The 22,494-nt window shown below is 35.5% G+C and carries 18 protein-coding genes and 3 tRNA genes; 6 read left to right on the top strand and 15 right to left on the bottom strand.

All coding sequences use genetic code 11. The features are described from left to right. Window positions 1-346: 346 nt before the first annotated feature. Together A6733_RS03590 and A6733_RS03585 are read right to left on the bottom strand one after the other, a co-directional pair. The gene (locus A6733_RS03590) at window positions 347-2,428 is read right to left on the bottom strand and encodes a hypothetical protein (RefSeq protein WP_092460445.1); all 2,082 of its coding nucleotides are present in this window, start codon (window positions 2,426-2,428) and stop codon (window positions 347-349) included. 341 nt (window positions 2,429-2,769) lie between these two features. Then, the gene (locus tag A6733_RS03585) at window positions 2,770-3,972 is read right to left on the bottom strand and encodes a site-specific integrase (RefSeq protein ID WP_092402840.1); all 1,203 of its coding nucleotides are present in this window, start codon (window positions 3,970-3,972) and stop codon (window positions 2,770-2,772) included. Window positions 3,973-4,315: 343 nt separating this feature from the next. Between A6733_RS03585 and A6733_RS03580 the strand changes: the two genes are divergently transcribed. Continuing rightward, window positions 4,316-4,894, top strand: coding sequence for a hypothetical protein (locus tag A6733_RS03580; RefSeq protein ID WP_092460443.1), 579 nt, complete (start codon window positions 4,316-4,318; stop codon window positions 4,892-4,894). Between the two features lie 177 nt (window positions 4,895-5,071). Here the strand turns inward: A6733_RS03580 and A6733_RS03575 are convergent, their stop codons facing one another. After that, on the bottom strand, window positions 5,072-5,800 hold the full coding sequence (locus tag A6733_RS03575; RefSeq protein ID WP_092402842.1) for a hypothetical protein: 729 nt from the start codon (window positions 5,798-5,800) through the stop codon (window positions 5,072-5,074). A 601-nt stretch (window positions 5,801-6,401) separates the two neighbouring features. Between A6733_RS03575 and A6733_RS03570 the strand changes: the two genes are divergently transcribed. The 4 genes from A6733_RS03570 to phaR all read left to right on the top strand — a co-directional run bounded on the left by A6733_RS03570 (window position 6,402) and on the right by phaR (window position 9,710). Then, entirely contained in the window at window positions 6,402-8,096 is a 1,695-nt protein-coding gene (locus tag A6733_RS03570; protein WP_092411559.1) for a PHA/PHB synthase family protein, read from the top strand. Continuing rightward, window positions 8,096-8,833 carry an acetoacetyl-CoA reductase gene (phbB, locus tag A6733_RS03565; protein WP_092402844.1) on the top strand — a complete coding sequence of 246 codons (738 nt, stop codon included), beginning with the start codon at window positions 8,096-8,098 and terminating at the stop codon, window positions 8,831-8,833. Before A6733_RS03570 ends, phbB begins: the two co-directional genes overlap by 1 nt. 34 nt (window positions 8,834-8,867) lie before the next feature. Continuing rightward, window positions 8,868-9,098, top strand: a complete 231-nt coding sequence (locus tag A6733_RS03560) for a hypothetical protein (RefSeq protein ID WP_092402845.1) — start codon at window positions 8,868-8,870, stop codon at window positions 9,096-9,098. 69 nt (window positions 9,099-9,167) lie between these two features. Continuing rightward, on the top strand, window positions 9,168-9,710 hold the full coding sequence (gene phaR, locus A6733_RS03555; protein WP_092402846.1) for a polyhydroxyalkanoate synthesis repressor PhaR: 543 nt from the start codon (window positions 9,168-9,170) through the stop codon (window positions 9,708-9,710). Between the two features lie 111 nt (window positions 9,711-9,821). Here phaR and A6733_RS03550 read toward each other — a convergent pair whose 3' ends face one another. The 4 genes from A6733_RS03550 to A6733_RS03535 all read right to left on the bottom strand — a co-directional run bounded on the left by A6733_RS03550 (window position 9,822) and on the right by A6733_RS03535 (window position 10,946). Further along, a complete protein-coding gene (locus A6733_RS03550) occupies window positions 9,822-10,556 on the bottom strand; it encodes an outer membrane protein assembly factor BamD (protein WP_092411558.1) in 735 nt (244 codons plus the stop codon). Window positions 10,557-10,599: 43 nt separating this feature from the next. Next, a tRNA-Cys gene (locus tag A6733_RS03545) sits at window positions 10,600-10,673 on the bottom strand. A 39-nt stretch (window positions 10,674-10,712) separates the two neighbouring features. Next, window positions 10,713-10,788, bottom strand: a tRNA-Gly gene (locus A6733_RS03540). Window positions 10,789-10,855: 67 nt separating this feature from the next. Then, a tRNA-Leu gene (locus tag A6733_RS03535) sits at window positions 10,856-10,946 on the bottom strand. A gap of 117 nt (window positions 10,947-11,063) precedes the next feature. Between A6733_RS03535 and ppa the strand changes: the two genes are divergently transcribed. Then, window positions 11,064-11,585 (top strand): inorganic diphosphatase, encoded by a 522-nt coding sequence (gene ppa, locus A6733_RS03530; protein WP_092403574.1) that lies wholly within the window; start codon window positions 11,064-11,066, stop codon window positions 11,583-11,585. Between the two features lie 47 nt (window positions 11,586-11,632). Here the strand turns inward: ppa and A6733_RS03525 are convergent, their stop codons facing one another. The 8 genes from A6733_RS03525 to A6733_RS03490 all read right to left on the bottom strand — a co-directional run bounded on the left by A6733_RS03525 (window position 11,633) and on the right by A6733_RS03490 (window position 22,451). Further along, on the bottom strand, window positions 11,633-12,352 hold the full coding sequence (locus A6733_RS03525; protein WP_092403576.1) for an amino acid ABC transporter ATP-binding protein: 720 nt from the start codon (window positions 12,350-12,352) through the stop codon (window positions 11,633-11,635). 19 nt (window positions 12,353-12,371) lie between these two features. Continuing rightward, on the bottom strand, window positions 12,372-13,046 hold the full coding sequence (locus A6733_RS03520) for an amino acid ABC transporter permease (protein WP_092403573.1): 675 nt from the start codon (window positions 13,044-13,046) through the stop codon (window positions 12,372-12,374). Next, window positions 13,043-13,783 carry an amino acid ABC transporter permease gene (locus A6733_RS03515; RefSeq protein WP_092411557.1) on the bottom strand — a complete coding sequence of 247 codons (741 nt, stop codon included), beginning with the start codon at window positions 13,781-13,783 and terminating at the stop codon, window positions 13,043-13,045. Before A6733_RS03515 ends, A6733_RS03520 begins: the two co-directional genes overlap by 4 nt. Before the next feature lie 36 nt (window positions 13,784-13,819). After that, complete coding sequence (locus A6733_RS03510; protein ID WP_176696142.1) at window positions 13,820-14,656, bottom strand: amino acid ABC transporter substrate-binding protein; 837 nt, start codon at window positions 14,654-14,656, stop codon at window positions 13,820-13,822. Between the two features lie 189 nt (window positions 14,657-14,845). Further along, window positions 14,846-15,586, bottom strand: a complete 741-nt coding sequence (locus tag A6733_RS03505) for a hypothetical protein (protein ID WP_092403555.1) — start codon at window positions 15,584-15,586, stop codon at window positions 14,846-14,848. A 215-nt stretch (window positions 15,587-15,801) separates the two neighbouring features. Continuing rightward, window positions 15,802-18,969 (bottom strand): hypothetical protein, encoded by a 3,168-nt coding sequence (locus A6733_RS03500; RefSeq protein WP_092411556.1) that lies wholly within the window; start codon window positions 18,967-18,969, stop codon window positions 15,802-15,804. Between the two features lie 1,225 nt (window positions 18,970-20,194). Then, window positions 20,195-20,587, bottom strand: coding sequence for a hypothetical protein (locus A6733_RS03495; RefSeq protein ID WP_092411555.1), 393 nt, complete (start codon window positions 20,585-20,587; stop codon window positions 20,195-20,197). Window positions 20,588-21,008: 421 nt separating this feature from the next. Next, window positions 21,009-22,451 carry an aspartate ammonia-lyase gene (locus A6733_RS03490; RefSeq protein WP_092411554.1) on the bottom strand — a complete coding sequence of 481 codons (1,443 nt, stop codon included), beginning with the start codon at window positions 22,449-22,451 and terminating at the stop codon, window positions 21,009-21,011. Window positions 22,452-22,494 lie beyond the last annotated feature (43 nt).

Genomic DNA, 22,494 nt, shown 5'->3' with positions numbered 1-22,494 from the left:
CATGGTCCTAGATCATTATTTATTTTTGGCGGTTTACCCCTAATGGTAGCAATATCACGTATCAGTAATAAATTACTTTCAGTTTAGGTTTCTATCACGATGTGTAAATTTTCAAATTTTGCTTAATGGCTTGGTATTTCATATTTATAAATCTTGGTGAATATCCTTTTGTCATCCAAACTGCCACTACTTGATAGCTAATTATTGTTATAAATACTGCCAAATGAACAATCCTTTAGATTATTATAGTGTAGTTTACAGTAGTATGCTTTCGCCTTAACGTCAATTAAATAAATTAACTCACAATAAAACATGATCCGTTATGTAATTAGAGTAGTAAAATACACTATTGTATGATATCCACTTTTATTGTAACCGTATCAGCTTTACTTACAGCTATCATTAGATTACCATGACTATCTATTCCCTGTGAAAATTCAGCAGGAGTATGGAAGCGTAATGACACGTTATGCAACATGAGTTCATGTATACGATCCTCAAGATTTAATGTTAGCACTTCTGTGGGATCATTGAGCCTACCTCTTATCTCTGCCTCTATCCTACTTAAAAGCGGTCTTACCATGCCTAAATATTTTAGTATGTGAGCAGAAATATTCGTGCGTACTTGGACACAAATAACATTTTTATCAAGCTCTGACATTAATGCCCCCTGATAACTACTATGTGCTAATTTTCGTGCTAGTTCAGTTGAACATCTACCTACGATATGACATGAAAAATCTGATACCTTTAAAGCCTTGGCCTTTTTAGTTAACCGTGTACTGCATTCTGAAAGGTAACCGCCTTCAACTTTTTCAATACTCCTCCTTAAAATATATCTACATGACGCAGCAAGCTCATCCCAAAGATTTGAAGTCAAATCTCCAAATTCGGCATTTAGCCTCATTTCCATAGCAATTAAGCATTTAATAATGTTATCGGAAGCAGATGGTTTTTTACACTTTAATGAATGTCTACCACCTACAATACTATGTTTACATATAAAATCGCTTAATCCTCTAGATAGAAGTTCATCTTTTTCCTGGACAGATTTGCGAGCATCTTTTTTTCTTTTCTTATCTTCAGATGAAGAGGGGCTAGACTCTTTATGTGATGACTTTGATGATCTAGCCAGCGAGGTACTAGAGCCATGAACCTCATGACTTGTAGCTGATTCGGAAGGAGAATGGCCAGCGAGGCTACTAGCATAAGCACTGCCTAAACTAGAAACACTTGCTGAAAATGGCCAACTGTCGGAAGAACCTGAAGAGCTTTTATTACTTTTAGTACTATGTTTCCTAGATGATCCTACATCTGCTCTTGTAGATCTAGTAGCACTCATACTTGCAGTAGTATCTTCCTCCTTACCTTTTTTCTTTTGCTTAGTGCCTGAGGCTCCAAGAGTAGTTTTTCTTCTAACGACAGGAGTAGCAGTTTCAGGATGATGTGATTCTTTACCTATACTCATTGAAGATAATTTACTACCAAGATCAAGTATTGAACTAACAGAAGAAAGTGAAGAAGAAGAGCTGCTGCAATTAGATTCCTGAGACGTCTTAGATACAGTATCTGATAATGGAGATTTATTAGATCCAAACCAATCTCGTTCACGATGCTTTATAGGCCTAAGCCTAGTGGGTGAAGTTGGTACCGATTTTATTCCCCAGTCCGAATCATCTGGTTTAGGTTTTTTGTGTTGTCCACGTCCAAGCGTCATTGTGCCGCTTAGATCTACTCCCAGTCTATGTACAGTGTCTGGTTTAGGTTTTTTACATTGTCTACGTCCAAGCGTCATTGTGCCACTTACACCTACTTCTGGCCCATGTACAGGTGTTGTTGTACCGCCTACGTTCACCTTACTTGACCCGCGTCTAAGCCTAAACGAACTCCTCAGTAGTTTTCCAATTTGTCTTAACGTATCTTCCTTATTATCTTTTGATTTTTCATGTTCTAATTTACAAGAATGTGTACCTGAAGTCTCACCATGTTTTGCCATTGCTTCTTTTACATCTGAGGCCTTCATTTCTGATCTAGATCTCGTATGACCTTTTTTTCTTGTACGTTCCTCTTTTTCTCTACGTTTGGAGGAGATATAATCTTCCAGTCTACTAACCTCTGACTCTAATAACTCCAACCTTCTTCGTAGAGCAAGAGTTTCTTCATCAGGAGGTGTTCCTCTTCCAGTTTCATCGTATTCTCCAACTTCACCATGTCCTTCTACATCTTCATATAATGTTTCTTGTGATCCAGTGCTAAATACACTTGTAAAGAAACCAGGAATAGGAGGTAGAGGGATTCCCAAGGGGCTAGGAGGAAGATCTTGCTCTACTGGTTGTATGGCGCCACCTACAGCTCCCTCCAGGGCACTTAAATCTTCCCCTTCTTCCTCTTGAGGTGATACATTATCTGAAGCGCATTTATTAACCATATGAAAAGATCCCACATAGCATCGTTGTTATATTTATCTATATTTCTATAAAACACGCCACAAGTTCACCAAAATGAACAATGATGTAAACAATGAAATATAAAGTAGTGCTACTAATGCGGTGTAATCACACTGCATGGTTAACTATAACTAAATATACAAGGTAGCAAATAGTTGATGATACCTTTGTCATAACACGCTTAATACAAGAAATTCCCCTTAATTTGGTATCAATAATAGATATAAATTCAAGTGGTATCTTTGCTTACAAGTAACTATACCTATATTACAGGTAACTATATCTATAATTAATAATATTAATGACTGGTAAGATAAAACTATTAAGTAGATTTGTTTTTTGCAGAATTGTATCTTTCCATTATTTCTATATCATTATATTGGTCAGTTATGGCACTACTGCTATGTCCTGCATCATCTCTTACATGGGCAATAGGTCTACATCTTTTATTAATATCATCAGATATACCAGTATGACGCAACCAGTGTACTGTTGCTGATTCGAGCATTTGTGATTCTTGATGGTGCCCATTTTTTTTTAATACTAATACTGCTCCATCAAAACATAATTGTACAATTTGTCTGATTCTGCGAGTACTAGTGGTTGGACCTTTTCCTCTTTCTTTAATTATCAATGGGTGATTATCTGTAGGGGAGGGTAGATCCGTTAATCCTAAACTTCTTCTATATCTTTTTAAAGCTTCAATCATTGAGTCGCTAACTGCAACTTCTCGTAGCTTGTTTCCTTTGCCTAGAACTTTAAACCACCAACACCCGCGGCTATCTTGGTAGAAATTATTCATTTGAGGAATCCAGCGATCAGTAGCAGTAAGCTCAGATATCCTAAGGTAGAGTAAATAAAGTGAGGATAAAATAAAAAGAGTTCTTTCGTGACGCTTATCTTTATCAGCCATATCTGATGCTACTTTTATACAGGTGCTCCACTGTTTTTCAGTAAGCCTCAATGAACAAATATTTTTCTGTACTTTTTGTAAATACTTACTTTTTTGCTTGATTAGGGAAATAGGGTTACGAACAATTTTACCTTCAAGAGAAAGAAAACTAAATAAGCTACTTAATACAGAAAATATTTCTTGTATGCTTTTTTGAGAAATAGAATAATTAATCTTAGAAGGGTATTTGCCTTTTTTATGATCCAACTTACTAATGTGTGAGACAAAAGGACGCCAATTCTCATTGGGATAACGCTTTCCATCTTTAGTTATGAATCTTGGTGATCTTTTTGTTGATATCCATAATTTGGGAGGATTTATACAAAAATTTATATACTCCTCGACATCATCTCTAGAAATCGTAAGTATAGAAGTACTTTTTATTCTCCATGACCACTGAATAATTTTTTCTACCTCCCTCCTATACGATTCAAAAGTTGACGCGTTTCCACTGTATTGCTTTAAAAAGCCGACAACTGCCGTATAATCCTCCGGAAATTGAATATTAGAAAAATGATTGGGGTAATTAATCAATTCTAATTTGTCAAATATAGGCAGAGGATTGAGTTTCATATATTTATAGAGAGAGTTGTAGATACTTAAGCTTATGACTATCGCTACCATTCTATGGTAACGGAGGGTATAGATAAAGTCCATAATAATTATAATTATTACGTTATCCGAATGGATATTACCAATTCTAGCAATTACATAACAGTGTTATGATCAGTGTCATACGGTCTTGTTTGTGGTTACCCTCAGATTATTGGTTTTTTAACTTAATAAGAATAAATATCTCGTCTCTTTTGAGATTACTTATGAATATAAATAAGGTCCACTAGCTATTATCCCTTAGCAGCGCTGTCTTTGGTTGGCTTATTTAGGCTGGGGGACCATTACTTTTTATGGAGTCGATGTGTCTATTTCTGGAGATGGTGTTAGTCGAATTGTTGGTGCTTCTGGTGGGGAAAGTGATGTATCTGATGGGGGGGCATCTTCGTCTCCTTTGTCAAGTGTAGTTCAGTCTCAAGCTTGTAAGTCTTTGCTATCTTCTCTTAGTTCTCAAAGTTTATCCTTGTCTTCGTTGGATTTAATTGCTACTTGCGTAGATAAGACTCTTAGTAGAGTTGATATTGGCCTTAAAAGCATCTTTAGAAGATATGGGTCGCAGAAGGCTTTTTTGATTGGCAAAGGTCAGTTAAGTTTTGAAGATGCTGTTAGTGGTGCTAAAACGTCTATCATGGAAGAGTGCCAAAAATTGGCTATGTGTTCTTATTGTGACGCAAGATCGTCTCTAAGCGAAGATTTGCTAGGAAATAGCAAAGTTATGGAAGAGGTTACTAGCGAAATTGCCGAAGGTACCTTGGGTTTATTTAAACTCCTTTTTTCTAGGTTTGTAGAGGTGGAGTTACCTAAATACGTATCTCTATATTCTGCTGCCCCTGTGTCCAGCACGGATTTGGAAGGCAAGTTGGGAAGTTTGTTCCGTAAATAGTTATAATATATTGAGTTTTTATTCATAAATGATCTTGTTACTCATAACAGGCTTTTCTTAAAGAACCACCATGTTTTCTACCTTGTTATTGCAGAAAAGCCTGGGTAGTGCTTTTCCCCAGGCTTATAGTTTTTAATTATGATGTATTCAAAGATACTTCCCTAATATCGGGAATACTTACCTCAATAATGGCCTTTTTTCATCTTCACTAACATTGTTAATATTAACGACAGTGGGTTCACTTCTAACGGTAATACTATTAGACCGAGAACTCGACTGAGAACCTGATTCATCACAGCATGATGTATTCGATGGAAGAAGTGCATACGCTGCAGAAAAGATGCTTGACATTCCAAGAAGTGACATTAATGAGATAAGTATGCCTGTTCTGGTATAACTTGTATCATTAGTTACTTCTAATATGCTGGTTGATCCAGCGCAGAATGCAGAAAAATCTGAACTACTATTGCTGTTATCAGTAGCCATGCATGTTGCTGCTAAAGCAGTAAACAAAAGAGTTATTGTACCTGATAAAGCTAAATATCCACCTAAACATCTTTGTGCTGCTGGTGTTTCTATTAACGAACTTTCACCTCCTTCATCAAGATTTATTAGTACGTCACCATAGGATCCAGTGACAACGACACAATTTTCATGATCACTATCTGTTTCAGCGCTTCTAGGTGAGTCACTACCATGCAGCATAGAATAATGATTGTTGTCATCTACGTTAGTTTCTCTGTTACTGGCAAAACTTACGTTACCGGTACGATTGCTAATTTCTTGGTCTATCTCATCAAGAAGGCTTCCTGTAAGACAGCTCAAATCAAGATCATTAATATCGTCCTCAACTCCAGTATCAATATCATTATTTGCAACTCTAGTACTACCAATGCCACCGTACATTATTCCTATTCTCCTGTAGACATTTCTTTATTTTAGCTTATTGCCTAAATCTTACAGATAGTAGAACACAGATAAGATGAGAGATTTATTTCTACTCGTACATAAATGTTCTACTACTGGTAATTTGATTTTGGCTAAGCAGACATTGTAATTTTGCAATTATGGAAGTAGTTTTAATAGGTAGTATCTGACAAAATATAATTAATTTCTAATAACGAAGTACACATGTCACTAATGTTTGGGAAGCCAATATGAAACGGTGAGTTTTATATTTATATGCAATTCTAGATGATTGTATAACTTAACCTAAATTATTGGACTATGTTATCTACATATCATACATAATAAATACTTTAATTATATGATATATAAAGCATTATTAAGAAATGCACCGTTGTTTTTTCTAAAAATTAATTTCTTGTTACTGAGCTAATGTTATTACTTATAGTCATAGTTACTATATTTGAGTGGTTATTATGAAGCAGGGTACAATATATTTAATTTGGTATGTCTGTATTAATTAAGGTGTTAGTAACTATACTTTGTACTTTTTGTAAACTGCATAAGTTGTGCCTATTAATAAATAAGATAAGGAACAGTAGTGTTTGACAAATTTTCCTTTCAGCAGAGAGAGGCATTCTTCTTATTTAGCTATGCTGTACAAGTTTTTGGAGGGTTGCTATTACCAGATAAAAATTTATTTATTAAAGGTAACTTATTACCTTCTAATGTTGAAGAAATGGTTAATGATATCCGAGATAGACACATGGATATTTGGCGCCAAATTTTTGTAAATGGCTCCTCCTTACTATACGAGGATCATAGATTTTATAATACACTATGGAGAAGTGGAGATTATTTTCAATATATTCATCAAATATATCTTTTGTTTTGTGATTTTATTAGTCGCTATAGGGACATAATTTTCTTTAACTATAAATTCTCTGATACCCAACACTATTGGTTAGATGAGTGTGTTTCTATAGTAAATCCAGCTAACTATTTTTTTACCAATCCTGTAGCTTTATCAGCTTATATTAAGACTTCTGGGGAAACGCTGTGTCGTGGTTTCAAAATGCTATATAAAGATATATGCCAAATAGATATTGGCCGCGTACCTGATGGATGTTTTAAGGTTGGCCATAATTTGGCAACTACACCTGGCAATATTGTTCTTAAGACTGATCTTTATGAACTTATATTCTACAATCAACCGTGTCCTAAAAGACCTCCAGTAATGATTTTTCCACCGTGCATTAATAAATTTTACATTCTTGACTTACAAAAGGAAAATTCATTAGTACAGTTTTGCATATCACAAAATTATCCTGTTTTCATGTTGTCATGGAGGAGTATGAAGCCTGATCAGGCTGATTACAACCTAAAAGACTATGTATATGCATTGATAGATTGTATTAGTTTTGTTCGTGAGGCTACTGGTTACGATAAAATCCATGTATTGGGATACTGCATTTCAGGATTCTTTCTCATTATATCTTTGATGATCATGTCCTTAAATAAGTTAGATTGGGTATGTAGTGCTACCTTACTAGTATCCGTAATTAACTCTTCATATTCAGGAATACTAGGGTCATTTGTACAAGAGGGAACCATAGATGCTATAAAACGTAGAACTGAAACTGATCCTATAATATACGGATATGAATTGGCCTGGATATTTGCTTTTATACGCTCAGAGGATCTTATTTGGTCTTACGTCAGACGTCGTTATTTACTAGGAGAAGAATCAAAGCCATTTGATATACTTGCCTGGAATGCTGACCATACAAATATTACAGCCAAAATGTTTATTGAGTACCTAGAGCTGTTATATATGCGCAATGTACTCATGAGTACAGAAAGTTTTTTATGGGAAGGACTGCATTTGAGTGGAGGAATGATTAGCTGTCCTATATACATGGTGTCTTGCCTTATGGACAATATAGTGCCGTGGAATTCTGTCTATTTTGGTATGAGTGCATTTCCAAATGCCGATATCAGGTTTGTTTTGTCATCTGCTGGACATACAGCAGGAGTCGTTTCTCCACCTAACCATAGCAAACGTTTCTACTATTCAGAAAATTATAAATTGGGAGACCGTGCTTTTTCTAGTTCAGGGGAGGAAATACTATCTTCTCCTAAGCATAGTGGTAGTTGGTGGTTAGACTGGGCCGAGTGGATGCATAATATTTCCTCATTTAAACGACATGATGTTGATAGTTCCTATACGCATCTAAGTGAAGCTCCTGGTACATACGTTTTTGAGTCCTCAAGACGAATGAGAGGAGCTTGCTAATGCATAGTGCTCTAATTACTGGTGGTATGGGTGGTATAGGTTATGCTATTTGCAGGCGCTTGCTCGATTCTGGATATACTGTTATCGTCGGGTACAGGCGGGCTGCCGGCTTGGCTGAGGAATGGCTATCCCAGTTTCCCGAGTTTGGTGACAAACTATTTGCTTTTTTTGTTGATGTGTCTGATTATAAATCTTGTCAAAAATGTGTAGATGACATACATGAATCTGGCCTATTTGTAGATATTTTGGTTAATAATGCTGGCATAACCAGGGATTCTACATTTCGTAAAATGACACTTGAAATGTGGAACGATGTTATTAGCACTAATCTTAATTCGCTCTTTAATATGACAAAGAAGGTCATAGATGGCATGATCGAGAGAGGGTGGGGTAGGATAGTTAATATTTCTTCTGTAAATGGACAGAAGGGTGCTTTTGGACAAACTAACTACTCAGCTGCTAAAGCTGGAGTGTTGGGTTTTACAAAATCTTTGGCTTTGGAGGTTGCTCAAAAGGGAATAACAGTGAACGCTATATCTCCGGGGTATATAGATACGCCTATGCTCAAAGGCATTCCGGAGGAAATTATAAAGAGCAAAGTTATGCCGCAAATTCCTTTGGGGAGGTTTGGCTATCCATCTGAGATTGCTGCTTTGGTTGATTATCTGGTTTCTGATGCAGCCGCCTTTATGACGGGAGCCAATATTTCTATCAATGGTGGGCAATATATGTACTGATTTTGAGGTTTTAAATTTTGGGTAGGTTGATTATATGGTTACTCGTTCTTTATTCTATCCTGCTGTTCATGACAGCACGGGGTGTGTTGGTGGATCTTCAAGTGTTTTATCCGCTCTTAGTACTGGAGATTCTTCCATTGATGTTGATGGTTCGTCTCTTAAATCCCTGATGCTACCTGGTGGTTGTTTATCCTTAACCTGTAAGCTTGGTAGTATCTTGTCTATTATGACTCTTGATCAAGATTTTTCTTATGGCCTTTCCTAATTTTAGGTACCATTATACTAATCATGGATTTGCTAGGGTTATGTTGGCTTATATTTTTTTCTTACCACTATGAGATTAATTAAAAAATATCCTAATAGGCGTTTATACGATACAGAGTATGGTGCTTATATAACTTTAAATGATGTAAAAAAGTTAGTACTAGACTCAGAACAATTTATGATAATTGATCTCAAAAAAGGTAAAGATGTGACCCGTAATGTGCTTCTTCAAGTTCTTATTGAAGAGGAAAATACCAATAAGCCTGTTTTTTCTGTAGAGTTTTTACTTTTTATGATAAGGTGCTACGGCCACCCTATGCAGTCACTTTTCTATTCTCATCTGGAAAAAAATATGAATGATTTCCTGTCTTCTGGTGCATCCTCGAAAGATGTATCTTCCAATGAAGAGAGGTGCACTAATGGTAGTGGCGGTTGCGCTGGTAATTTTCCTTCTATTATGGGAGAGTTTCCTAATTTCTGGTCTCTGCCTTTTTTCCAGGATATGGTAAAAACCTATATGAATAATACAAATGTTATGTTCGATCAGATGAAGGATCACATAGACAGGATGTGTTATGCCTCCTCAGTTACAGCTGATGACAAGAATTCTTAGCTTGTTGTCGTGAAATCTTTAAGTGTGATAGCGTATTCTCCGCCTATTCCAAATACCCAGTGGTATGTTAGACATACTGTCTACTCCAGCGCAGAAATATCCAACAGAAAATTACGCCTTTACATTGGGATAATTGGCTAGTAGAACTTTTTTCGTATCAGCAGCCATTTCCTTCATTCCCATGAGGTTATAGCAATCTATAATGTGAGACAGTGACTCTTCTCTAAGGGAAGATGTTGGGTGTTCTACTAGCACTCCTTGAAATCTAGATAAAGCTGCTGAGTAAGCACCATGCTTTAGGTAGAACAGCGCTATATCAAAGTTATGTTTTGCCAGTAGAAAGTCAATATGGGATAGGTACCTTTGTGCGTCTGGGCGAAATACACTATCCGGGTAACGTGTGACAAGTTCTTTAAAGAGAAGAAATGATTCGCTAAGGGTTTTAGAATCACGGTCAGAGGAATCTTGTTTTACAAGCTCTGAGAATTTGTATTGATTTTTCTCATAATATATCAATGCCTTCAAGTAGAGAGCATAGTCGGCATTTGTATCATCTGGATAAATTTTCAGGAAACGCTCGCACACTGCCAATGCTTGATCTAAGTCATCGTTTTCATAGTACGTGTAAGCTAGCTCAATTTCTCCCTTCCTTGTTAAAGGATTGTTGGGAAATCTGAGACTTAGAGCTTCATAATAGCGGGACGCATTGCTATAATCGGAGTTTAGCAAACTGTTCTGGGCTATCTTGTATATACTGTCGGGCGACAAGTCCGGGCTTACCTTATCTATCGAGGCACATCCGGACAGGGCCAGGAAGGAAGCGACAGCAAATATTAACCGACGCATCAGCACCTTTCGAAGGGAAAAATAACATCAACACGTACGTGTGTGGAGGCGGGGGTCGGAATCGAACCGGCGTACACGGCTTTGCAGGCCGCTGCATGACCACTCTGCCACCCCGCCCCGATGCAAGCTCAATAATAATCTTTAGGCAAAAATGAATGGAGCGGGAAACGAGTCTCGAACTCGCGACCTCAACCTTGGCAAGGTTGCGCTCTACCAACTGAGCTATTCCCGCACACGGTGAGCCATATTGTCACCTCGCTGGAGCGTAATGTCAATAATAAATAAATCGCAGATGTTAGTGGTGCCCGGGGCCGGACTTGAACCGGCAAGGGATTTTAATGTCCCGGCGGATTTTAAGTCCGCTGTGTCTACCAATTTCACCACCCAGGCACACTATCATTCTATATCAAACGCACAAAAAACCAACATAGGATTTTATAAATTTTTTCTGACAAGAATTTACAATTTTGTGCCAATATTAAAGCCTGTAATTAGCCGGAGATTATCATGACCTATACATTATCACATTTGAAAATAGCACCAAACAACTTTACGACCATTATAGAGATACCAGCACATTCTGATCCAGTCAAATATGAATTTGATAAAGATTTAGGTTTACTAAAGGTTGATAGGTTCTTAAGCGTATCTATGTCATATCCACTGGATTATGGATACATTCCGGGAACACTTTCCGATGACGGTGATCCCCTAGATGTTTTGGTTATGTGTCCAGTGAAATTGATACATGGATGCGCAATACCATGTCGTGCAGTTGGAGCACTAGACATGGCAGATGAAAGTGGCGACGATATTAAAATACTTGCTTTACCCTCCACCAAATGCGCTCCTATGTATGCCCATATGTCAGACATATCAGATATCCCGGCTAGCATTAAAGACGAATTGGTACACTTCTTTGAGCATTACAAAGATTTGGAAAAAAGTAAATGGGTTAAAGTGTCAGGTTGGTTAGGAAAGGATGAAGCTGAAGGTATAATCTTAAACTCCATCTTGAAGCCCAATTAACTGTAACAGGAGTGTGAACCTGGTAGTACCGGTTCATACAACACTTCCTATATATCCGAAAGAAATTTTTGTACCCGCTCTGAAGAGTTGTTTTCGAAAAATTGTGTTACCGGACAGTCCTCTATGATTTCACCACTTTCAATGAAGACTATGCGACTAGCTACTTGTTTGGCAAACGCTATCTCATGAGTGACTATTACCATAGTCATTCCATCTTTGGCTAGTTCAGTTATCACTCCTAGTACTTCCTTAGTCATTTCTGGGTCTAGTGCTGAGGTAGGCTCATCAAATAGCATTGCAATAGGATCCATTGCCAGAGATCTTGCGATGGCTACACGTTGTTTTTGTCCACCTGATATTTGACCTGGGTACTTATTAGCATGTGCACTTAATCCAACACGCTCTAATAATTCAGCAGCCTTCTTGCGTGCTTTTTCCTTAGAATACCCAAGTACCTTTATAGGAGCTAGAGTTATATTATCTATTACCTTTAGGTGCGGGAAGAGTTCATAGCTTTGAAAGACCATGCCTATGCGAGAGCGTAGCTTAGCCATGTCAGTACTAGGATCTTTTAAATTAGTGCCATTGACAATAATTTTTCCATACTGAAAATGATCGAGGCCGTTTACACACCTTATTAAAGTAGATTTGCCAGATCCAGATGGGCCGCATATTACTACCACTTCTCCTTTTTGTATATCTAAAGAACAATTTTTCAGTATTCGAACGTCGCCGTAATGTTTGCGTACAGATTGTATTGATATCATACTCATAGAGTGTGCTGCCCTAGTGGTTTATGTTAAGTCGTTTCCCAAGATATCTAGAAAAATGGGAAAAACTGTAGCAAATAATGAAGTATGCTGCAGCAGAAAATAAATACATCTCAGTAGGCATGAATTCACGCTGCGCAATTTGATCAGCAGCCCCAAAAAAGTCTATAGCTCCTATTGCATATACCAGGGATACATCCTGAAAAATAATAAATACTTGGGTCATTAATACCGGAAAAACATTACGGTAGGCCTGAGGAAGAATAATGTAGCGCATAGCATCAATATAGCCAAACCCTAGAGAATAGGCAGCCATCATCTGTCCTCTGGGAATGGATTGTATGCCAGTTCTTATTATTTCACTAAAGTATGCAGACTCAAAAAGAGCTGATGAATAGTAAGCTGAGCTTTCGGCACTGACATGAAAAAAATCGCCAGTCACTATTTTAATCATAAAAGGTATAATCACATAGAAGGATAGCATTACTTGTACTAACGGAATACTCCTAAAGAAGTTTATATATACCTTAGAGAAGGTCCTAAGAGAAGAGAACTTTGAAATGTACATCAAAGCAAGAACGGTTCCGAAGATCAACCCGAATCCGGTGGCTACGAGGGAGACTTTAACACTGTAAGCAAGACCACTTAGAAGGAACCCGGCGTTTTCGGCTATAACTGAGAGAAAAATCATGTGTTGTCCTCTTGTTCGTTCCTAATGATGCCAGGTATTGTAAGTTTCTTCTCAACGTACTGTAAAATCAAGAAAGTAATGAAATTGAGAAGAAAATACAGCATCGTTACAATACATGTTGTTTCTATGACCTGCGAAGTTTTCTCCGTAAGTTGTTTATACTGGAAGTATAACTCAGTAACTCCTATGGCATAGGTTACAGAAGAGTTCTTTATGTTGTTCATAGCTTCAGATGTTATTGAAGGGATGATCATGCGTATCGCAGCTGGAAGTAGTAGATATCTATAAATTTGAAACTTCTTCATGCCAAGAGCTCTTCCAGCTTCACGCATCCCTCTGGGAAGGCTTTCTATTCCTGCTTTTACTTGCACTGCAAGGCGGCTGGAAGTAAAAAACGCCAACCCCAATATTCCAAAAAATATTGGTGGTACGTTTTGTTTTAAATAATCAGCAGTATCTATAGGTAAGAACTCAGGCATTACAAAGAACCAGAGAAACAATTGTACCAAAAGCGGTATATTGCGAAAAACATTTATATAAAAAGTAGCGGCTAAAGATATGAATTTATTCTTTATGGTAGCTATAACTCCAACGGATACTCCCAGAACAAAAGCCAGGATAAACGACGATAGAGCCACTATGATCGTGTACATTAAGCCACTAAGAATCATTTTGCCGTAGACTTGCCCATCGTAGCCAACTTTTAAGAAGAATAGCCAATCCCAGTTATACTGCATTAATTTCTCCTTACTTTCTCTCTAATGGATGATGACCTATCCCTTAGCAGAAAAATCGTTAGGGGCTACAAACATTTTCCTAGTGTCATCATACAGTGGCATGTTTAAGTTGATTCCTCTAGGAGATATTGGTGACATGAACCACTTTCTGTATAATGTAACTATCTCCCCGGATTTCATGATTTTTGCCAAAGTACCGTCCACAATTTTTTTGAATCTAGGATCATTTTTACGGAACATTAGAGCGTAAGGCTCTGTACGTAAAGATTCGGAGAGAATAACAAAATTCTTAGAACGACTCCATATACGAGCTTTTAGACCATATAGTATAGAATCATCATTAACAAAAGCTGATGCTCTGCCAGTAATTAGCAGTAAGAAAGAGTTAGCATGGTCTTTTCCGTAGATTACGTTAAATTCTAGGTTGTTCTTCTTTGCGAATTCAGCAAGAGCATTATCTGACGATGTCCCGGATGTCATTACAACAGCCCTTTTTCCTACTGTCTTGAAATCTTTTATGCTACTTCCAGCCTTTACCATCATTTTTATATGTGCAAGGAATATATTGTAGCTAAAATCTGCCTGTTTCCTTCGAGACTGTAGGTTGCTAGTAGAACCACAGTCAATATCTATAGCTCCACTCTGTAATAAAACGATTCTATTTTGGGAAGTAATGGGCACATACTCTATTTTTAGATTTTTTAGTCCAAGTTTTTTTTGTATCTCAGATGATATAGATCTACACAAATCCATGCTATACCCGACAATGTTTTGCTTGTCATCAAGGTAAGAGAAAGGGATTGAGGATGTTCTATACCCAATACGAAAGGTATTTGTACTAGTAATGGTGTCTAGAGTGCTAGAGTCTCCCATACACATTGAGGAATAAATTGAAAAAAATGCAGCACACAATAAGCCATTGGGGTTGGACAATTTTCGTAATAATATCATCTAGAACTGTACCTATAATTGTTTACGGAGAGAGCACGCCATGATACACGGGCAACCGATACAGGATAATAGATAACGGTCGATAGATAAAGAGAAGGTATTGCTTATTTTTCAATTTTCTGTTTCTTTTAGTTCACATACCCCCACTTCTTCTAGCTCACATGCCCTTTTTTCGCCTAATCCAAGTTTATTGTCAGCAGAATTTGAGGATGGTGAATATTCATTATCCGTTTTGAAAGAGGCAGATACGAGTATTGCTGACAAAAATACTAGCAATAATGATGACGATATAACCAAAGTAAGTGTATATTCAAAATCATTACCGCCCAATTTGGGGAGGTGTTTTGACAAAGCCCGACATTCATTTTGCCTTAATTTCATATCACGGCAGTAACTAGTGTCATTGTCATTATTAATAATGAAATTTTCAGTCTGATTTGCATTTTCTGGAGGTATACCACAGGCATGTAGTCCACTACGAAAATTCTGGCATCTTACACCTAGTAGCCCAACAATTGAAAGGAATGTTAAAGAGCTTACCATTAAGGTGTTAAATAAAGTATACACACTCTTTGGGACTTGACACGACTTATCTTCTATTTCGGCATCCAGAAAAGACGGCTCCTGTAAAGGAGTACTGGAGAGAGACTTATTTCCATTTTTGGGCAAAAGGGGAGATACCTCTTCAGGTGATAAGTTTTCATATTGAGAAAAATTATAAATAGAAATTTCACTAGAAGTACTAATATTAGTTGATGTACTACAGGTAGCATCTTCATGGTCCATTGAACCATAGTATTGATGTTTTCTGTTGCTTAGGGTGGACTCATTCGTAGAACAATTATTAATCATACGCGTTTCTCTAATCTGTGGGCTATTTATGATAAGTAAGTATTACGCATTAAGCATATATTTACGCTATATGCATTATTATAGATATGAATGTTTTAACAATTTCTGTGTTAACTGTAACTAATATGACCAACTAATAGTCATAAATTTGCAATTATTTTAATTAAATAAGAAATTTTTGTGGAGTTTTTTTAGCAGATGACAATCAGTATTATTTAGTCAGCAATGCTCTTATATTCTTCGACACAACTTCCTCTATATGAGCTGATACAGGCTTTATACGTGTCATTTATTAGATGTGAATTTAATATGTATATTTCCTCTCTTGATGGAGAAGAGGTTTTTCCATTAGTCAAAATAATTGCATACTTTACTGCTTTGTCTATTTTATCTCTGAACCGTTCAACGATATTTCTTACGTGAGTTTTAGCTTCCAGTGAAGATACTAAAAACTCATCCATTAATCGTACAGGGTACTGTTCTAATTTATCAGTGTCACTAATATCTACAAATCTATTAATTAGATCTGCTGTTCCAGAGGCCGCTTTTTTCAGTGAAGAATTAATGCTTACTTCTGTTACTGCATTGTTAATAATATCATTAAACTTATTTAATGATGACTTACTTATCAGTATTTTATGAAAATAATCAAAAAATGCATTTTCAATTAACTTAGTATCATTATTTTTGATAGTTGACATAACTATACTAGGAAGACTAGATATGACATTTTTTATTAGTTTTACATTAGAGGATAAAGAAAAGAGCGCTCTATTGTCACCGTCTTCCATATTTATCGGTATACCTGTTCCATCTTTTTTATACAAATTAAAGTGTTTTACTACCAGATATGATTCAATATTATTGTACTGCGAGGCATGCTCTAACTCATCTTTGCAAAATTTTTTGAATTTATTAAAATGACTTTTGTCAGATAAAAATAATATCTTAATATCTTCTAGTGATAAATCATTTTTAATTATAAACGAAGCTAGTTCTTCCTCAAGAACAGATATTCTAGGAAGCATAGTTGCTAGCAATGTTTCCATAAAATTTTTGTAGAAGTTAGATAAATCAAGTTTAGTTATATCATGTTCATTTATTATTTCATGTAGCTCATAATGAGCAATACTTTCTAATAATTGATCAGAAAAGTCAGAATAATTTATAGTGGTGCAGTATAAACCATTATGGGCAATATTTAAGGATAGTCTTGCACATTCCAATTTTTTCTTGCTCGACCTCATTTCTAAATTAGATATAGATTTGTTTAGTAATATGTTTTTGTATGAGGAAGTAAACTCAGATGAAAGATAGTTTATTATTGTTTTACAATGCGCATCTAAATCAGATTGGTTAATACATACCATACTTTTTTTTGTTTCATCGTAAAAAACTGATGAAAGTGAAATGCCATTTGATATCGTTTGTTTAAAGCTATTTACTATATTAATTATATATTGGCTGATAGTGCATCCTTCGGGAGGAGAAAATTCTCCCTCAATTATTTTTGACATGATAGCTATGCTAGTTTGTTGGGTGCGATATATAATTCTGTAAAATTTCATTATGGCAGCGTCGAAGCTAATATTCTCCCAAATTTCGTTTGCAACCCTCCTGATTGACTCTAGAGATTTTCTCTGCAATGTTAAGTTATTGATTTTTCCCAAAAATCCATTTTTTATGAAAGCCGTTTTTGAAGATGTTATGAATCTAGTAATTTCATCGGGAAGGGAGATAATGTTTTCTTTAACAAGATTTATAAGATTATCAAATGCTTCAGTTCCAACAAGTTCCCCATTTTCACCTTTTTTTGAAAGTTCAATGTATGAAAATTTATTGTCGCAATCGAAAATACAGATCCTTCCTTCTGGGAAGGATTTTAACAACTCATCTATAGCTGTTGTGGTTATTGTATTATCTATTGCTGAGCATATATTAGATAATTCATGAAAAAGTCTATCATTTGATAGGGCTTTTCCCTTTAATTTTTCCAATGTATCATTGGGTTCAAGTATAATTGGGTATCTTTTTTCAAGTTTGTATATATCTTTTAAAACTAGATGGAAGAGGCATTGCTTTACGTAGTGAGAAATTATTATGCCATTTTTCTCTATATCAACACGCTCAATATTAATATTTTCATTGAGCTTGATAATATTGCTAACAAAATTACTACAATTAATATCTGTAGATTTTAGGGCGTCAGAGTATATTCCACCTTCCCATGACAGTAAAGATATAATTGATGGCATAAAATTACATGTAGATGACTCTGCATGAAAATCTAAGGTAGCATCTTCAGATGCTCCTTTGTTGCTGCTAATATTAGTTACATCCGTTCCAGTACTTTTACTGATCTTTACTTTAGTATTGCCTAAATGGTAAGTATTGTGTTCACATAAATTTCCTGATTGTACTTTGCTGCATAGAAAATCTACTTGATGTTGTAGTCGTTCAATACTTCTCTTAATTTCTATAGTAACTTCTGTACTATCTGCGCTCTTAAAGTGCCCTTCATCTATTTGTTGTCTATACAATGATTCCATTTTATTAGAGTTAGAATGATTATCATATTTATCGGAAATATATTGTACATTTGGTGTGGGATAATTTGTGAGAGTAGCGGGAATATTGGAATAAATTTGCTGATTTCCTGATGTTGTTGGCATTGAGGTTGTATTTATTGTATGCATATCCTGAGATATAATAAAAGAATGAGGTTGTTCTAATTCTTGTCCTTGTTGGCATATTTCATTCAAAGGATAATTGTACCCATGTGTTGTTATAGTAGGATTGTATTGTTGCGCTGGATATTGATTGTTGCCATAGCATCCATAAAAATTTCCATGGTATGGATATAAACATCTGTTAACAGGATAGGATTCAGCAGAAGTGTATTCACGAGGTACTCCTGGAGGAAAGTAAGTTGTTTGTTGAGAATGTTCCATTGGGTTAGGAAAATATTGCTGCGCATAATGCTGACTGCCCATTGGTGCTATTAGAGCATTATATCTTTCTGGACATGTATATATGCTATGGAAATTAGAATTTATAGTTCTATTTTGTTGTAATTGATGTGAAGAGAATTGATATGCATACATGTTATTTGGTGCTGTATAGTACGTTGCGTGAGCTTGACTTTGATGTGGTATTGGTTCTTGGTAGGTATTAGTCATTTGTTGTATAGGTATATGTGTACTTAATTGCTGCTCTGGCAGCATATAGTAGTATTGGCATGGTTGTGCACTAACGTAAGTACAATTTTGTTCCGATTCTGAGGTACTACTATGCTCCACTTGGATTAATGAACTATTATTTTCATCTGGAACACTGCCAGAATCAATATTAGATAAGGAACTTGAAGCTGATGTTGTAATCATATATTACACTCAAGTTAAGTTAACTTTAGACGATAACAAATAAAGTATAACAACTAATACTTTTTAGTACAAAATAATTTATAATACTTTTTAAATATCCGTCTTCTTATATACCTACACTAGATAGATTTTTGTCTATGGACATGTTATTGATAAACAACATGTTTTGTGGGCGATTATAATCTATTGCTAATCTAATAAGTATATCTTTACATTACTTATTTATGTATAACGTAGTTTATAAATTTGTTGTGTGCGCTATTAATATTAGCGGTTTTTTATTTGAACTAATTTCATAATTACCTATTTATCTGTGTGTTTGTGCAGAATCTCACAATTCGAGCTTCATCTTACAATGATTCCTTTAAATTTTACTGCTTTTTCAGACTCATGAAATTCTCTTTATTACTTGATAGATTAACTGTTATTGACAAGAATAAACTGAGAGATAAAATACTAGATGCAGCTGTTTCTTCGTATTTGCTGTTATGGAAACATACTTACCATAGTCTTACATATGTCATATAGCATTTATATTTTCTTCCCCAATAAAGTACCTACATTTAGATATTAATGTCTCAATTAATATTAAAAGTGAAAACAAAATTTGCCTCTTTATTTTAATAATTAGGAGTCACATAAAAAAAGTAAACTTACATCGCTAAATTTTATACTTTTATTGATTAGTTTACTCATATTTAGTGCCACATATGATAATTTTATATAAAAATACAATACTTACTATTTTCAATAATATATGGTACGTCATTTTTTTCCTTTAAATGTCTATAGATTTATATCATATTTATCTAACGTTCTTTCCTATTCACTCATTTATTTATTGTTTGTAGTAGGAATGTTTTAACATAATAAATGTGATTTAAGTAATAAATAATATTATTTAATTGTCATAATTATATGATTAGGAAAATTTTTTATTTGTTCAGTGAACTTAAAATTTTGATGAATATTTTTTTATGAGAGATAGAAACATCAAAATTCATAAAAGTTTAAAACAACTCAATAAATATTTATAACAAGTAAATAAAAAATTTAAAGTCACTATAAGATTAAGATCGTGATTACATTATGTGTAAGCACGACCTGTTATTATAGGGCTAAGAATGTATTAACCCATCAATTGTTACTTGGTATTAATATTGCACTATTATTTTAGTTGTTTCTATCTCATAAGTTGTACATTATCAGGTAATGTTAGTGTATTTTATAATTTTAGTACTCCAGTATCAAATATTTTCGCTATTTTTGAAACATTTACTTCTGAACACTCACTAGTCGGTGTTCTTATATTTCTACTCTCACGAAAACTTCTTATATTAATATGTTTTTTTGCTAATGCAGGATTAGATGCGGTAGTTCCTATTGGGGATCTAGTTAATAATGTAGATGTATCTGTAAGGAGTGATGAATTATAATTATCAGTAGTATCTGTGTTGCTGCTACTTTCTAGCACTGGTGTATATTTTGAACTGCATTCAGCATTAATACTTCCAATACAATTAGTAATTGATTCATTTTCATACTTGTCGTTAGAACTTTTTATTGGTTGCTCACAATATGAAGATGGTGACATCAGTTTGGAATGTATAGGGTTCACGTACTTTCCTTTCTTGTTACATTTGTTGCTTGTTTATAAATAATATAATCATCATTAATGCAAATGTACTTATTTAAAATGATTATAGCAACAACTTATATTTATCAAAAAGTATGGATATAATTAACTGGGGACTATAATTTATTATAATGTGCTTAGATGATTGTATTGTTAACAATTAGTAAGAATTAGTATTTTTGTGTTCTTATTTTTTTGTATGTTTTCCCTGGGCAGATCACGTTACTGCTATTTATATTTTTAGTCTGAAGATAAATGTATTTTCCATGTATTTAGGTAGTTTGTTGTATATAATTGATTTTTGATTTACGCAAGCACAGCAACACCCTCTAGATTAATATTCCACGTTGCTTATTTAGATGAGCCACCTCTTAAGGACAGTGGCTTTATATGAATTAATCCATTACTTAGCTGTTTTCTTCTTCTTAACAAGTCTTGGATATTGATGAGATGGATGGGTTAAAGAATAGCTTGATAGAGCATCTTCTATTTCTTTTTCTGAAATCACAGCTCTCTCAAGGGCCAAACTTTTTATAGTACGATTAGTCTCCAGGGCTGCTTTAGCCAAACCGGCTGCTTCTTCGTAACCTATTATTGGAGATAGTGCTGTTGCAAGAGAAACAGACCTAGAAACTCGATCCGCTAGTTTTTCTCTGTCTGCCATTATGCCACTTATGCAAGATATGTTAAGTGTTCTACACCCGGTAGTTAGGTAGTGACAACTCTCAAAGAGGCACTTGGCCATAATTGGCTCAAAAGCATTAAGCTGCAGCTGACCTCCTTCCGCAGCCATAGATATAGTCAGGTCATTTCCTATGACTTGAAAACAAATCTGATTTATAACTTCTGGAATAATGGGATTAACCTTCCCTGGCATTACGCTAGAGCCAGCAGCTCGCGGCGGAAGCTGGATGTCACTGAACCCGGCCTGCGGTCCAGAAGACATAAGACGCAAATCGCTACAAATTTTAGAGAGGGTGATTGCAAACTGCTTCATTGTGTTAGAGAAGCCTACAAATACCGCTGTATCCTGTGTTGCCGCTACATAATCAGATGCTTGAGATAATTTCAATTTTGTTATTTCTGATAGCTTATTGCACGCCATTTCAGCATATCTTGGCTCAGTGTTTATACCTGTACCAATAGCTGTCCCCCCTAAGTGTATGTCGCCTAGTGATTTCTGACAAAACTCAAAGCCAGATAGAAGGCGCCTTAACATTGTTGCTTGAGCAGAAAAAACTTGCTTTAGCGTTATGGGTACCGCATCCTGTAGCTGGGTACGAGCAATTGTTAATACATCTGCTAGTTCTGTTGCCTTTTTGTCTATAGAGTCGCATAGTTCTCTAACCGACAAACAGAACTCATCAATCATCCTAATGCAAGTGATCTTTATGCTTGTTGGGTAAACATCATTTGTACTTTGTGAGCGATTTACATCATCTACAGGGTGTATTATGTCGTATCTTCCCTTTTCGTGCCCCATAATTTCCAAAGCAAGATTGGCGATGATTTCATTAGCGTTCATATTGGTAGATGTACCAGCACCACCCTGTATTGGGTCTATGATGAATTGATCATCGTATTGATTCTGGGATATTTTTATGCAGGCTTCGATTATTGCCTCCGCAATATCGTTTTTTATCAGTCCCAGCTCCATGTTGACCTCTGCAGCGGCCCTTTTAACCTCTGCTATTGCCCGTACGAACTGTGGCTCTTCCCCTATATAGTGTCTCGTTATAGGAAAGTTATCTATGGCTCGAGCTGTATGTATTCCCCAATAGACATTATATGGTATTGGCCACTCTCCTAGACTGTCATGTTCTATACGGACGCAATTCTCATCCATGGTGAGTATCCTTCCTGTTTACCAACTAATTTTGGACTACTAT

It is taken from the genome of Candidatus Ichthyocystis sparus (assembly GCF_900078745.1).
Taxonomy (GTDB): Bacteria; Pseudomonadota; Gammaproteobacteria; order Burkholderiales; family 2013Ark19i; genus Ichthyocystis; species Ichthyocystis sparus.
The sequence above is the reverse complement of the archived record's forward strand: the minus strand, read 5'-3'. Positions and strand labels throughout refer to the sequence as shown.